The 14,480-nt window shown below is 43.5% G+C and carries 14 protein-coding genes; 7 read left to right on the top strand and 7 right to left on the bottom strand.

The features are described 5' to 3' along the window. Positions 1-61: 61 nt before the first annotated feature. The gene (locus J4N42_RS17900; RefSeq protein ID WP_252034002.1) at positions 62-532 is read right to left on the bottom strand and encodes an Lrp/AsnC family transcriptional regulator; all 471 of its coding nucleotides are present in this window, start codon (positions 530-532) and stop codon (positions 62-64) included. Between the two features lie 148 nt (positions 533-680). Here J4N42_RS17900 and J4N42_RS17895 point away from each other — a divergent pair, with 148 nt between their 5' ends. Beyond that, positions 681-1,646 carry a hypothetical protein gene (locus J4N42_RS17895; protein ID WP_252034000.1) on the top strand — a complete coding sequence of 322 codons (966 nt, stop codon included), beginning with the start codon at positions 681-683 and terminating at the stop codon, positions 1,644-1,646. Between the two features lie 33 nt (positions 1,647-1,679). On the opposite strand, the gene J4N42_RS17890 is transcribed toward J4N42_RS17895, so the two are convergent. Then, positions 1,680-2,339, bottom strand: coding sequence for an outer membrane beta-barrel protein (locus J4N42_RS17890; RefSeq protein ID WP_252033999.1), 660 nt, complete (start codon positions 2,337-2,339; stop codon positions 1,680-1,682). Between the two features lie 108 nt (positions 2,340-2,447). After that, positions 2,448-3,065 (bottom strand): OmpA family protein, encoded by a 618-nt coding sequence (locus tag J4N42_RS17885; protein WP_252033997.1) that lies wholly within the window; start codon positions 3,063-3,065, stop codon positions 2,448-2,450. Positions 3,066-3,225: 160 nt separating this feature from the next. Here J4N42_RS17885 and J4N42_RS17880 point away from each other — a divergent pair, with 160 nt between their 5' ends. Then, on the top strand, positions 3,226-3,852 hold the full coding sequence (locus J4N42_RS17880; protein WP_252033995.1) for a thiol:disulfide interchange protein DsbA/DsbL: 627 nt from the start codon (positions 3,226-3,228) through the stop codon (positions 3,850-3,852). A 12-nt stretch (positions 3,853-3,864) separates the two neighbouring features. Beyond that, a complete protein-coding gene (gene bamJ, locus J4N42_RS17875) occupies positions 3,865-4,338 on the top strand; it encodes a BamJ family beta-barrel-assembly machinery protein (protein ID WP_252033993.1) in 474 nt (157 codons plus the stop codon). Between the two features lie 79 nt (positions 4,339-4,417). Here bamJ and J4N42_RS17870 read toward each other — a convergent pair whose 3' ends face one another. Further along, positions 4,418-5,017, bottom strand: coding sequence for a beta-phosphoglucomutase family hydrolase (locus J4N42_RS17870; protein ID WP_252033991.1), 600 nt, complete (start codon positions 5,015-5,017; stop codon positions 4,418-4,420). A 36-nt stretch (positions 5,018-5,053) separates the two neighbouring features. On the opposite strand from J4N42_RS17870, the gene arfB reads away from it, so the two are divergent. After that, the gene (gene arfB / locus J4N42_RS17865) at positions 5,054-5,467 is read left to right on the top strand and encodes an alternative ribosome rescue aminoacyl-tRNA hydrolase ArfB (RefSeq protein ID WP_252033989.1); all 414 of its coding nucleotides are present in this window, start codon (positions 5,054-5,056) and stop codon (positions 5,465-5,467) included. Between the two features lie 185 nt (positions 5,468-5,652). Continuing rightward, positions 5,653-7,422 (top strand): methyl-accepting chemotaxis protein, encoded by a 1,770-nt coding sequence (locus tag J4N42_RS17860; protein WP_252033986.1) that lies wholly within the window; start codon positions 5,653-5,655, stop codon positions 7,420-7,422. A 28-nt stretch (positions 7,423-7,450) separates the two neighbouring features. On the opposite strand, the gene ppsR is transcribed toward J4N42_RS17860, so the two are convergent. Next, on the bottom strand, positions 7,451-8,284 hold the full coding sequence (ppsR, locus tag J4N42_RS17855; protein WP_252033984.1) for a posphoenolpyruvate synthetase regulatory kinase/phosphorylase PpsR: 834 nt from the start codon (positions 8,282-8,284) through the stop codon (positions 7,451-7,453). A 156-nt stretch (positions 8,285-8,440) separates the two neighbouring features. Here ppsR and ppsA point away from each other — a divergent pair, with 156 nt between their 5' ends. Then, a complete protein-coding gene (ppsA, locus tag J4N42_RS17850) occupies positions 8,441-10,822 on the top strand; it encodes a phosphoenolpyruvate synthase (RefSeq protein WP_252033982.1) in 2,382 nt (793 codons plus the stop codon). Positions 10,823-10,894: 72 nt separating this feature from the next. Here ppsA and J4N42_RS17845 read toward each other — a convergent pair whose 3' ends face one another. After that, complete coding sequence (locus J4N42_RS17845) at positions 10,895-11,905, bottom strand: DUF3080 domain-containing protein (RefSeq protein WP_252033980.1); 1,011 nt, start codon at positions 11,903-11,905, stop codon at positions 10,895-10,897. Positions 11,906-12,226: 321 nt separating this feature from the next. On the opposite strand from J4N42_RS17845, the gene ylqF reads away from it, so the two are divergent. Beyond that, positions 12,227-13,162 (top strand): ribosome biogenesis GTPase YlqF, encoded by a 936-nt coding sequence (gene ylqF, locus J4N42_RS17840; protein ID WP_252033978.1) that lies wholly within the window; start codon positions 12,227-12,229, stop codon positions 13,160-13,162. 64 nt (positions 13,163-13,226) lie between these two features. On the opposite strand, the gene J4N42_RS17835 is transcribed toward ylqF, so the two are convergent. Further along, a complete protein-coding gene (locus J4N42_RS17835) occupies positions 13,227-14,213 on the bottom strand; it encodes a CobW family GTP-binding protein (protein ID WP_252033976.1) in 987 nt (328 codons plus the stop codon). Positions 14,214-14,480 lie beyond the last annotated feature (267 nt).

The following is a 14,480-nucleotide window of genomic DNA, read 5'->3' as shown; positions in this document are numbered from 1 at the left end:
ATCAAGTTACCTAAGTAAAAGCCCCGCTAGCATAGCGGGGCTTTTTTATTTGGCTGCTCGGCTATTCATGAGCACTCAAATCTATCTCCGTTGAGAACTTCACTGTTCTCAGCGATACCGACGTATGAAATTTACGAATGTTTAAATCGGTGTGTAATACCCTTTCAACAAAACCTTCATAGGCTTGAATGTCTTTAACACACACCACCAGCATAAAGTCATAACTCCCAGAGATCTGATAGCACTGGCTCACCTCTGGTGCTTTCATTATCGATTGCCTGAAAATTTGATAGATATCGGCTCGGTCACGCTCCATTTCTACCGATACCAGCAAAGTCATTTTGTTGCCCGCCAATTCAGGGTTGATGATCGACACATCGTTCACTATCACCCCTCCTTCCCTCAAACGCTTCACGCGCTTAAGGCACGCTGGTGCGGACAACCCTACAGACTCCGCCAATTCAATGTTAGGGATACGGTTACACTTTTGTAGTTCGACCAATATTCTGCGATCAATTCTGTCAATTTCCATAATTTCCCAATAAGCACTCTAAAGAAACTTTTGAATCACATAGTGATTCAAATAAGAAATATTGTCCACTTCAAGTATATGAATAGAAAATTTAACAACAGTCAAATCACTTAAAATAGCCCCTAAGTTAAATATCAAGGACGTATCCATGCCACACATCCGAACCTTTTTTATCGAGCTATTTAAAGAAATCATTGATGTCACCACCACTCTGTTCAAAATAATGATCCCGATTATTATCGCAATTAAGATCATCGAGGAGTTTGGAGGCATTGTCCTACTAAGCAACGCATTAGGACCCGTGATGGAAATGGTTGGCCTACCAAAGGAAATGGGGCTAGTTTGGGCAACAACTATTCTCACCAATATCTACGCTGGCCTAGTTGTATTTATTAATATGGATGCAACATTGAGCGTCGCCCAAGTCTCCATATTAGGTAGCATGATGTTACTTGCGCACTCACTGCCAATCGAGGCAGCGATAGCGAAAAAAGCAGGAGTAAATCTCAGTGTTACTTTGCTTATTCGAGTCGGCGGAAGCTTGTTGCTCGCATCGATTCTGCACTTCACCTATGAGACAGGTGATCTTTTGAACCAAACGGCCGTTACTATTTGGCAACCCGACCTTGCTGAAGATCCTAGCTATTTGGTTTGGGCATTAGAGCAATTAAAAAGCTTCGTGATGATTTTTGCAGTTGTCTCTGTACTGTTGTTTGTATTGAAGGTTTTAAAACTTATCGGAATAGAAAAAGCGATGGCTATCCTGCTTCGCCCATTTCTACGATTATTGGGGATCAGTAAAGAAGCGACGAACCTAACGATCATCGGAATCACTTTAGGTTTGTCATTTGGTGGTGGGCTATTAATCAACGAAGCCAAGCGTGGTCATATACCCGCGAGAGACGTGTTCACGGCCATTATGCTATTGAATCTACTCCACAGCTTGATTGAAGATACCTTGCTCATACTACTGATAGGAGCAGACTTCTTCACGATATTCTGGGGACGCTTGATTTTCTCCGTCATACTGATCGCCATTGTTGCTCAAGGAATCAAACGACTAGACGAACGTACCTGCCAGCGATATCTCTACCAAAAAGTCTCTGAAAACTAATATCACTGCAACCAACTAATGGGCGTTTACAAATTAATCGAAACTAAAACGCCCTCCGAGTTGGATATTGTTTTGTTTTAGGTGCTTGCTATAGGTGTAACCGTAGTTCGCTTCTAATGAAAACCATGAGCTTAGGCGAAATACGTTGCCAACCTGTAGCTTGTTGATCCCGTTACTGTAGACATCACTGTAACTATAAGAAGGATGCATCGACCAACGGTCATTCAAGTAATATACGCCACCTACTTCACCATACATGGCTGTGTCTTTATTGTTTGTCACTTCACGATCACATGCGCCAAGAAAATCATCATTGCGACAAGATGAACGACGTTCGGCCGACACCCAATTTACGCCAGTATGAATGTAAAGCTCAAGGCTTTCCGATGTTGAAAAACTGTACCCAGCACCGAAGCTAAAATCAGATACAGATGTCGAACTTCGAGTAGTCGCTTCTAAATCCGCAGTCACAAACCAACCGTTATTTAACGCGTGGTTTCCGCCAAGAAACACACCGTAGAGATCTTTGCTCCCCTGGTTATTGTATGCGCCTTCGAAATAGTCTTGGAAGCCGTTGTCACTGACGCGAGCGTTTTGATACCCAACATACACGTAGTCGGACGTTTTAGACGCGAGAGCAACGCTTGGGCTAGCAAGTACAGAAGCAAGAAGACAAAAACGAAAAAGCTGCATAAATGACCTATTTACTTAATTAAGTAGGCAATTTATAGCAGCTTTGTTAACGAGTATTGGAATTTGGGTTATTCCTAAACATTTCAAACAATGCTTGGAAAATACGCATCAGTTGTTTGAAACAATAAATAGCACTTCTACGCGGCGATTACAGGCTTTACCCGCCTTGGTTTTGTTTGAACACGCCGGAACGTATTCCCCATAGCCACGAGTGAATATTGAGTCCATTGCCACATTGTTTCTTACCAGTGTCTGTTTCACCTGCTTAGCTCGACGCAGTGACAACCCATCGTTAAAGTTTGGTGTGCCCGTGCTGTCAGCGTGGCCATCAATGACAACATCAATGCCCGGCTCTGTCGCCAAGTAGCGTCCCATCATACCTAACCAGTATGAAGAGTCAGGAGAAACGACGCTGGATCCGGTTTCGAACTTTACTGTATCTTTCAGCTTCACCATGACATGGTTGCCCGGTAATACTTCGTAGTCGACACCGTTTTTAAGAAGGAAACTCTGCAATGAGTCATAGCTAGTGGTGCGCTCTTGCCCCATAGGGCCTTTCACGCCAGCTACCGATGTTTTCGGAGCATCACCCCAGCTTGGTTGACGCACATCCATATCACCCTTTGGCGCAGTATCAAGCATACTATCACCAAATAGCATCGCATCTGGCGGGAGCGTTCCACATCCAGTTAATAGTAACAACATTGAAAGAGATAAATACTTCATCGTCACACCGTCTCGTATTCCAACTTACATAGACTTTATCGGCACCGATATAGAAACTTTAGCAAAAAATAATTCGAATCACTTTTCTAAAAGATATCGGTTTTCGATTACAGCCTTAACCGCTAGAATCTAGGCACTTTCTTTTACTTTGTATATTTATATGAAAAAACTTTCTCTGATGTTTGCAACGGTAGTCCTAAGTGTTACTGCACTGATTGGATGCTCTGAATCTTCTCTGCCAATCGAAGGTAAACAGTTCGAGCAGTTGCCAGCAAACCTGTCTACTTACCGCCTCCCGCCAGTGACAGAGGTATTCTCACTAAACTGTGGTCACTGTCGTAAAATGGAAGCTGTCATCCCTGAGCTCGAAAAGCTAACCAACCAAAAATTTGGCAAGGTACACGTTACCTTTAACGAAAGTGCTCAAATTGGTGCAATGATCTACTACTCTGCAGAAATGCAACTGGGTAAAGCACCAGACCATAAAATGATGGAAGAATTGTTTGCTGCTGTGCAAATGGGTGACGGCGCGACACTGCAAGAGAAAAAAACAGCAATTGACACTGTATTCACCAGTCGCGGTTTGATCAGCCCATACGATTTCGATGAAGAGCAACAAAAACAACTGTTTGCAGCCATGCAAGTCGCTGACGATATCTCAGTGAAAGCGCAGATCAACTCGGTTCCAACTTTCATTGTTAATGGTAAATATCAGGTCATTACAACAGGCCACAAAGACGAGCAAGACATTGCTGCAACGATTAACTACTTAATTCAGAACTACTAAGGACACAACAACATGGGCAAGTTTGCTTTTCCTATTATCATTTTCCTACTAGCGGGCTTTTTCATTTACCGCACATGGACTAACCACAAAGCTGCCGATGTAAACTTCCAAGAAGGCCAAGCATTTCTTGCTGAAAATGGTCAAAAGGAAGGTGTCATCACCACTGAGTCTGGATTGCAGTATCAAGTGCTTCAAGAAGGTACCGGCACGGTTCACCCAACCGCGAACAGCCGCGTAAAAGTTCACTACCACGGTACGCTAATCGATGGCACTGTGTTCGACAGCTCAGTAGAGCGTAATGAACCAATAGCATTTGGTCTTAACCAAGTGATTAAAGGCTGGCAAGAAGGTGTTCAGTACATGGTAGAAGGCCAAAAAATTCGCCTGTTCGTACCAAGTACACTTGGCTACGGCAAAAGCGGCACTGGCCCTATCCCACCTTCAGCGACACTGATTTTTGATATTGAGTTACTAGAAATCCAGTAACAGAGCCTCATTAATGAGTAAGACAATAAAAGCCCCGCTTGATGAGCGGGGCTTTTTATATTGACTGAATAAGGGTTTACTAAGGCAACGGATAGAAAACCAGTTTATCACCTTCGACCATAACACAGTCCATTCCAGCAGCATGCGCTGCTTGCTTCCCCAATGCGGTGTCTTCAAACACAACGCACTGCTGTGGCTCTAAACCGAGTTTTTCAGCCGCCAACAAAAAGGTGTCTGGCTCTGGTTTGTGCTTGTCGACATCGGTCGCCGTCACAACTGCGTCTAACTTATTAATGATACCTGTTGTGTCCAACAACCTATTTGCACTGTCGCGCTGGCTTCCCGTTCCAACCGCCATTTTCTTTTTACCGTAAAATTCATTTAGTACGTGATTTGTGCAAGGAATGATGGCACCGAAATCTTCGAATGATGCGAATGTCGACATCTTAAACTCAGACACCTCTCTCGGATTTAATGCCATACCGTGCTTACGATTTATCTCGCCTACAATTTTAACACTTGGCATTCCACCCAAGCTGTGAAGCCATTCTTTGGTGAAAGGGAATTTGAAATGCTCTGCCGTTTGAGACCAAGCTTCGAGGTGGGCTGGCATGGTATCAATAAGGGTACCATCCATATCAAAAATGAGGCCTTGATACTTCTCTAAATCAATGTACATTCTCGTACTCTAATAACTTCTGGATGTACGAGCAGTATGCTGAAAATATCAAACACTGTCACCATACAAGCATGGGAAATTCAACTCACTGCAATTCGAGCTCAAGGTGCGGGCGGACAAAATGTAAATAAAGTTTCCTCCGCAATACATCTACAGTTTGATGTCGCTCACTCAACATTACCCCCTTTCTATAAAGAAAGGCTTCTCGCATTAAGGGATAGCCGAATCTCAAAAGAAGGCGTTATCACCATTAAAGCCCAGCAGTTTCGTACCCAAGAACAAAATAAGGAGGACGCATTAAATCGGCTAGCCGAACTAATACGGGGAGCAACGGTGGTACAAAAGAAACGTAGAGAAACGAAACCAACAAAAGGTTCTAAAGAACGCCGATTAAAAGCGAAGAAAACACGCTCGACAACCAAAGAGCTGAGAGGAAAATATAAGTTTTAATATTAAATTTCGGTTACTCGTTCAGCACTCTGAACAAAAAACTTGTTTTGTTACAAAAAGATATGAGAAAAGCGTCTAACAAACGTTCTCCTAGCCATCCCATCTATTGATATTCATATAATTAATGCCTACGCTTATTTCATAATTAAAATAATGCATTAAATATTATTAACTTAGGTAATCTTATGAATATCAAACAAAAACTGTATTCATTAGGGGTTATTGCCATTGTCGGAGTTATAGCACTTGTTACAGCGACGACTCAATTTGCCCATACTACAGAACAACTTCACAAAGCCACTAGCTTAGTACAACAGTTAGAGATTCGGCTTTTAAACTTGCGCAGGAACGAGAAAGATTTCCTACTGCGCAAAGATATGAAGTATCTAGACAAGTTTGATAAAAACATGGATACCTTCTTATCTCTAGAATCTGAGTTATCAACCATTCTCACCAGCCACGATCTTCCATCTAGCCAGCAGTTACGTTCCGATATCCTTAGTTACCAAAAAGGCTTTCAAGCTTTGGTCGCTGCCTACGCTGCACATGGCCTAAAACCCGATCAAAACTTACTAGGAACGTATAACTCTGCCATGGCAGCCTACGAGTCGTCATTGAGTGATACCCAGTTGGTTAAGATGATTGAGTTTGATCGCCTAATACGCAAAGGCGAGTTGAATGAATCTTTGGTAACTGCACCTGGGGCGAGTTCGTTTATCTCGGCGGCACGTTCATTGGTCAATCAGAAAGTTGTAATTGGGCTTAAATATAACGAAGGTGCGTTGGGGCAAACACGCGCCTTGTCCCACACGGTAGAAGAGCAGTTCAAGAGCTTTTCTTCAGCGTTAATATCTGAAACAGCGGCATCGAGCGAACGACTCTTCAAGATTAAGCAAGCGGTTACCGTAGGTGTCATCCTGTTGATCATTGCGTTGGTTTATCAGATCTCACGTTCAATCAACACGCAAGTTGCTCAGTTGCTATCCGTTATCCAAGATATCGCGAGAACGAATAATGTCAGTATGCGCGCTGATCTAACCGGTAAAAATGAATTAGTCTCTATCGGTAATTACTTCAACCGCTTGTTGGATAAACTCGAAACCTTAATCTCTAGCACTCAAGAGAAATCGGGGCAGCTTTCTAGCAGTACTAATAGCATGCACAACGAGCTACAAGGTGTGATTGAGCAGTTCCATGTTCAAGCAGACCACACCACTACTATGGCGACGTCGGTACAGGAAATGGTTGCTACCATTAACGAAATTTCTGAAAGCACCGCCGTAGCAGTTGAAGGTGTACAACAGGCTTCTGTGAATGCGCAAAATGGCCGACAAGTGGTTGAATCAACGGTACAAAATATTGACGAGCTTTCTAATATTCTTGGTGAAAGTCAGCACTCAATTTCATCATTGAACGAACATGTCGACAAAATCGGCGGTGCAGTCAACATTATTCAAGAGATTGCAGAACAAACCAACCTACTGGCTCTTAACGCTGCGATTGAGGCCGCTCGTGCGGGCGAGCAAGGCCGAGGCTTTGCGGTCGTTGCCGATGAAGTTCGCGCTCTAGCTAGCCGTACACACCAATCGACTGAAGAAATTACCAAAGTGGTATCTGCGATCCAGAGCCAAATGTCCGCGGTTGTGGTGAACATTGATAAATGTAACGACCAAGGGCAACAAACGTTGTCGGCATCTCAAACTCTGGATGAGAGCTTAAGCCAAATCATTTCAGATATGGACAATATTCAAGCCAACTCAGAACGAATTGCTTCAGCGATTGAAGAGCAAGGTATCGTAATGAATCAGGTAAGTGAGTCAATTACTGAGCTCAACAGCATATCAGACAACAATATGCAGTCGGCTCAGCAATGTTTAACCGAAGTGGATGTAGTGTCTGGTCAAGCCAAAGACATGGACGTTGCTGTTGCAGAGTTCACGACCAACAAATCGTAATTTAGCCTAAATCAAACGGGTTTGAACGTTAGAAAATTCTACGCTTCAAGCCCGTTCTTTCTAGGATTCTGGTGGAAATTTCCTCTACCGACATATTCGACGTATTGATATACGGTATCGCTTCCCTTCTAAATAAACTCTCTACACTATTGAGCTCAGTCTTACATTGAGCCGCACTCGCATAATCACTGCCTGCTAGGCGATTACTGCGAATCTCAGTTAAACGCGATGCATCAATGGTAAGGCCAAACAACTTGTGCCGATGGATTTCAAACTGAGGCAGCAATCTAAGCTTAGCAATATCTTCATCGATAAACGGATAGTTAACGACTCGCAGGCCAAACTGCATGGCCATATATAAACTGGTTGGCGTTTTACCACTTCTGGATACGCCAAGTAGAATGAGATCCGCTTCTTCTAACCCTTTTAGAGACACGCCATCATCGTGAGCTAACGTGTACTCAATCGCTGCTATACGGTCGAAATAGCCTTCGTGATCTTTTCCAACACTATGCGAACGTTGCAGTTTCGGTTTCGCTTCTAGATTTAAGTCTTTTTCAACCAAGTTCACCATGGTATCGAGGACATCATAAAACAGTGCGTTTGCGGTCAATAAACGCTGCTTTGCTTCAGGTATAACCATGGAAAAGAAAACCAATGGTTTTTCTCCGCTCTGGTTATAGGAACGCTCAATTTCTTTAACAACATCTTCAACTTTGTCTTCATTTTCGATGAAAGGAAACGTTTGCTGGTTCACAGAGAAGGGAAATTGGCCTAGAACGGTGTGCCCTATCGTTTGACATGTGATGGCTGTACCGTCAGAAACGTAGAATACATCACGACTTTGAACTTCTGTTTGCATTTTCTGTTTAAACCATAAAATTTTTTTGAGTAAGATAACAAAATAATAACGATAACTTACTAGAGTGTTCTATTACGTAGCCCACAGCCTTACAAAATAATTACATTTTTTTAGGTATGTACGTAAACGTTTGCTCCCCCCCTACAAACTTGCTGAATGTTTCTGGAGAAATACATGCAAAAGTACACCCTTTGGTTCAACACCCTGTCCATGAATGACGTGAACCAAGTCGGCGGTAAAAATGCCTCACTTGGAGAAATGGTTTCAAACCTATCTAATGCGGGCGTTTCCGTCCCTAATGGTTTCGCGACTACCTCCTTTGCCTTCCATGAATTCTTAGAGTATGAAGGACTAAACTCTCGAATTTACGAACTGTTGAACAAGCTAGATGTAGAAGACGTAGATGCACTACGCGAAACTGGCGCAACTATTCGTAATTGGATTCTAGACGCACCCTTCCCTGCCCTACTAGAAGAAAATATCCGTACTCACTACGCAACGCTTATTGAAGACAACGAAGAATTGTCTGTAGCGGTGCGTTCTTCAGCTACTGCTGAAGACTTACCTGATGCCTCTTTTGCAGGGCAACAAGAAACATTCCTAAACGTGAAAGGTATTGATGCCGTGCTTGAGGCAACTAAGCACGTTTATGCTTCATTATTTAACGATCGCGCAATTTCATACCGTGTTCACCAAGGTTTCGACCACGAAGGCATCGCTCTTTCTGCGGGCATCCAGCGTATGGTGCGTTCAGATAAAGCGTCCTCTGGTGTGATGTTCACTCTGGACACTGAATCTGGTTTCGACCAAGTGGTATTTATCACCTCTTCTTGGGGTCTAGGCGAGATGGTTGTTCAGGGTGCTGTTAACCCAGACGAATTCTACGTACACAAGCCATTACTAGAAGCAGGCCAAGCGCCAATCGTTAAGAAAACCTTTGGTTCTAAACTGACTAAGATGATCTATTCAACCAACCAAGAGATTGGTAAGCAGGTGGACATCATCGACACCACGTCTGAAGAGCAAAATGCATTCTCGCTGAACGACGACGAGATCAAAGAGCTGGCTAAACAAGCGATGATCATTGAAAAGCACTACGAGCGTCCTATGGACATCGAATGGGCAAAAGATGGCATCGACGGCAAGCTCTACATCGTTCAAGCTCGCCCAGAAACGGTATGTTCTCAAAGTGAGCAAAATGTCATCGAGCGTTATGAGCTCAATAACAAAGCTGAAGTTCTTATTGAAGGCCGTGCTATCGGCCAGCGTATTGGTTCAGGTACAGTTCGACTGGTTGACTCATTGGATCAAATGTCACTGGTACAAGAAGGCGATGTACTGGTTACAGACATGACTGACCCTGATTGGGAACCTGTCATGAAGAAAGCAGCAGCGATCATCACTAACCGCGGCGGTCGTACTTGTCACGCAGCGATCATTGCACGTGAGCTTGGTATCCCAGCCATTGTAGGCTGTGGTAATGCAACCACAGCTCTAACCGATGGCAGTGTTGTTACCGCTTCTTGTTCGGAAGGTGAAACGGGTTATGTTTATCAAGGCGAACTGGATTTTGAAATCCGTCGTTCTGCGGTTGATGAACTGCCGCTGCTACCAACGAAAGTAATGATGAACGTTGGTAACCCAGATCGTGCTTTCGACTTTGCTCAGATTCCAAACGAAGGGGTTGGTCTGGCGCGTTTAGAGTTCATCATCAACAAGATGATTGGCATCCACCCTAAAGCCCTGCTTAACTTTGACCAACAAAGCGAAGAGCTGCAAGAAAAGATCCGTCACTGCATCCGAGGTTACGACAACCCTATCGACTTCTATGTTAGCAAGCTAACTGAAGGTATCGCGACCATTGCAGCTGCATTCTGGCCAAAACGTGTGATTGTTCGTATGTCTGACTTTAAGTCAAACGAATATAGCAATCTAATTGGTGGCCAAGGTTACGAACCGCATGAAGAAAACCCAATGCTGGGCTTCCGCGGTGCATCTCGCTACATTTCTCCTGTTTTCGAAGACTGTTTTGAACTAGAAACTCAAGCTATCAAACGTGTTCGTAATGAAATGGGATTGAAGAACGTTGAAATCATGATTCCATTCGTTCGAACTCCAAGCGAAGCCGCTTCTGTTATCGACCTACTCGCTAAGTTTGACCTGCGCCGTGGCGACCAAGGCCTGAAAGTTATTATGATGTGTGAACTACCATCAAATGCGGTACTGGCAGAAGAGTTCCTGAAGTACTTCGATGGTTTCTCTATCGGCTCTAACGATATGACTCAGCTGACTCTAGGACTAGATCGAGATTCCGGCGATGTTGCTCACTTGTTTGACGAACGCAACCCAGCAGTTAAAGCGATGCTGAAAATGGCGATCGACGCGGCAACCAAAGCGGGTAAATATGTTGGTATTTGTGGCCAAGGACCATCGGACCACGATGATCTGGCTAAGTGGTTAATGGAGCAAGGCATCAGCTCTGTGTCATTGAACCCAGATACCGTTATCGATACTTGGCTGAAATTAGGCGAAATCTAATTCAATCCATTTAATGTAAAAATTCAAAGCCTAGCGATTTCGCTAGGCTTTTTTTACGAATCAATACAGTAGCTATTCGTTTGGCGCACCTATTGGAACCCCGCACCTCTTGAATAGCCGTTGCCAATAATCCACATGCGCCTTTACCGCTAATCTAAATCTTTCATGATTGCTCTGTAATGAGTATTCATAGCCCGATTGGTGCGTTAGAAAAGTAAGCTGTGGGCTCGCTTGTAGATAAGCTCCATCTAACAAAGCGCTGTATGGTTGTATCTGCTCAATGTAATTGTTGTTAAACACATTGCGAAGGTATCGAAATTTTGTAGAGTCGCGGTTTTGGCGGCATATCACCTGAGCATCATTAGCATTTAGCAAGATCGTGATACGCTCTAGCCATTGTGACGAACGCAGCAACGAGAAGTTCAACTCTCCAATTAGCCTTATTTTGTCGAGTGACTCTTGATATTGGGTCACATTGATTGGATCAACAGGAGCTGTTTTAGCAATCAAGATATGAGTTTTGTTGATTGCAGCTAAGGCAGGCAATAACGTCCCTAAGTTCCAAGTATCCTCCTCAATCAACCATCGACTACTTTGTAGTTGGTTGCGCATTGCATCATCTCCAAACACCATGTTTTCAAAATGGAGCATCAATTGACTTTGCTTGAGCGCTGCAACTCTATTGAGCTCAGAAGCGACTTCAGAACTAATAGATTCATCACTTAAACATTGATATGCAGTATCAATAAAATTGAGCTGATAGTCGAAGTTACGAAACTTGTCTTGAACTTTGCCGAGCGACGAGTTTTTCTCCGCTATAAGATGAAACAACCCACACGCTTTGAGCTGATAACTGTCCAATAACCTCATAGTGATGGCTGGAATATCATGTATTAGTTCTCGTTTAGCGGGTAATGAAATGGACGTCGTAGCCGGCGGTTCTGGGGCATCAACCTCTAAGACATTTGATAGCCTTTGCAGGTAATCTTCAAAGCTGGCTTCTATCTTTTGAGCTGGGCTATCACAACCAGACAATATAAAAAGGCTAGTCAATACGAAAATGTTAGTCGCTAGCTTACGCACTCGTTTATTCCAATTAACACCGTTTGTTCTAATTAGCTTACCAACGATTTCGCGTGTCAGAGGCCCTGAAACGCGAAAAACCGCTATCCGAACACGAAAATCAACACCAGTATACCTAGGGCAAACCCGCCAAAGACCTTCAACAACATACTCAAACTACGCGTACCACCAATCGGTGATTTGTTGCAACAAACCATAATATTTCCTCCAAGAATTCATTTACGGTAAAGCCTCACCTTAGGTTAAGGTCAATCAAAGGCTTTACTCTCAACGAATTCCCCTTACAATTAGCGCAAACTTAAAAAGCTCAAGGTTGTCACCATGTCTATCCAATGGTTTCCGGGCCATATGCACAAGGCTCAAAAAGAGATTGCTGAAGCAATCCCTCAGATTGATGTAATTATTGAGGTGCTTGACGCTCGTATCCCTTTTAGTAGCGAAAACCCTATGATTGCAAAATTAAAGGGGGATAAGCCAGTTGTAAAAGTGCTTAATAAACGTGATCTTGCCGATCCTGAATTGACTCAACTTTGGATTGACCATTTTGAGAAAGAGCACAATGTAAAAGCGATTGCAATTACCACATCTCAGTCGCACGAAGTTCAAAAAGTCATGGAGTTAGTTCGTAAACTTGCTCCTCACCGTGAAGAGATCGGTAAAAACATTCGCACCATGATTATGGGTATCCCGAATGTGGGCAAGTCTACAATCATCAACTCGTTGGCTGGTCGTACTATAGCTGTCACCGGTAACCAACCGGCGGTAACACGCCGTCAGCAGCGAATTAACCTGCAAAACGGTATTGTGTTGTCTGATACCCCAGGAATCCTTTGGCCTAAAGTAGAAAACCCGCATAGTGGTTTTCGTTTAGCGGCTACAGGGGCAGTAAAAGACACCGCAATGGAATACGATGAAGTTGCATTCTATACCGTCGAATACCTTGCTCAGCAATACCCAGAGCTATTGAAAGAGCGCTACCAAATCGAAGAGCTTCCGGAGTCAGACATTGAGTTGATGGAAGCGATTGGCCGTAAACGTGGCGCACTTCGCGCGGGTGGACATATCGACATCCACAAGTGTTCTGAAATCCTACTTCACGAGCTTCGCGGTGGTATTCTGGGTCAAGTTACCTTAGAGCTTCCAGAGATGATCACTCAAGAGCTGATCGAAGTTGAAGAAGAAGCCGCTCGTAAGGCTGAAGAAAAAGCTAAGAAAAAAGAAGAACGCAGAAAGCGTTACCTAAAAAACAAGCGTTGATTATTTCGATACCATCAACGAAAAAGGGCGAACTGAATGTTCGCCCTTTATTGTCGCCATTAACTTAAAGTTCAATGCCTGCTAATTTCAGCAATATTGATTCAAGGTCGCTCCAAGGCATCAATTGCGAGTCAATCACCTCCAATCGAGACTCAAACCCTTCTAAGCTCAGCTCATTAACCGACACGACACCATTGGCTACATTGAATGCGTAGCAACCTTTGTTAGTGTTCACGACCGCTTTGACTCGTTCCGCAGTAAGCGCACTGAGCATTGAAAATAACTCATCGAAATCAAAACTATATTCAGCACCAAACAGCCACCCACAACCAAAGTAACCTTGCCCTTTGTTTTCTTTGCGAATGTATTTTTCGCCTGGCGGTAATTCAAACTGCGGCTCTTGTTCTGCGTGCGCGTGATGGTGTGGTTCAATTTGGCTTGAAGCTCCGTCGTACATACGTTCAATATCGAGTACTTCAATCGGAATACTGCCATTTTGAACTAGCTTGCTAAATACCTTCGATGGTGTTTGGTTCGTTACCCAGTCATTAAACTCATCGACATCATGTACAGTACATTGGTCAACTTTGTTACCTATAATCACATCGGCACTTGCCAGTTGGTCATTAAAATTCTGATTTTGCGTGTACTTTTCAATGCTCAGATTTCTTGGGTCTAGTAGCCCGATTGTCGCTTTCAAATCCACATAAGGTTGATACTGACTAGAGGTTAATGTAGCTATCACCTGTTTAGGGTGTCCAAGTCCGGTTGGCTCAATCAATAAGCGGTCTGGCTTTTGTCTGAGCAACGCATTGATTCCGACAGACATTGGAACACCAGCAGTACAACACATACACCCGCCTGGCACTTCTTTTATTAAAGCGCCTTGATCAGTCATCATGGCGCCATCAATGCCAATCTCACCAAACTCATTAACCAATACCGCCCAGTTTTCGCCTTCGGGCTTATTTTTAAGTAACTCTAAAATTGCGGTAGTTTTACCAACACCTAAAAAGCCGGTGATGATATTGGTAGGCACTTTATTTGCCATTAAATACGCTCCTATCTGTAAAGGCTAAGCATCTGGTAAGTATACCCAATTAGCTCAAGAAAGTGTGTTTGAGTGCGGCAAACAACAATTTGTTTTTTGACCATTTAAAACGACAAAAGGCGCACTACTATGAGCGCGCCTTATCCCTCGTTACTCAATCGTGAGTTTGCGAATCAAGACGTCTATTGATGCGACTTGAACTGTTACGAGGATCTAGATTTGATTAGTTTGAATCCATCCAAATTGTAGGTAAGGCCAATTTGTGTC

Source organism: Vibrio sp. SCSIO 43135 (genome assembly GCF_023716665.1).
Lineage (GTDB): Bacteria > Pseudomonadota > Gammaproteobacteria > Enterobacterales > Vibrionaceae > Vibrio > Vibrio paucivorans.
The sequence above is the reverse complement of the archived record's forward strand: the minus strand, read 5'-3'. Positions and strand labels throughout refer to the sequence as shown.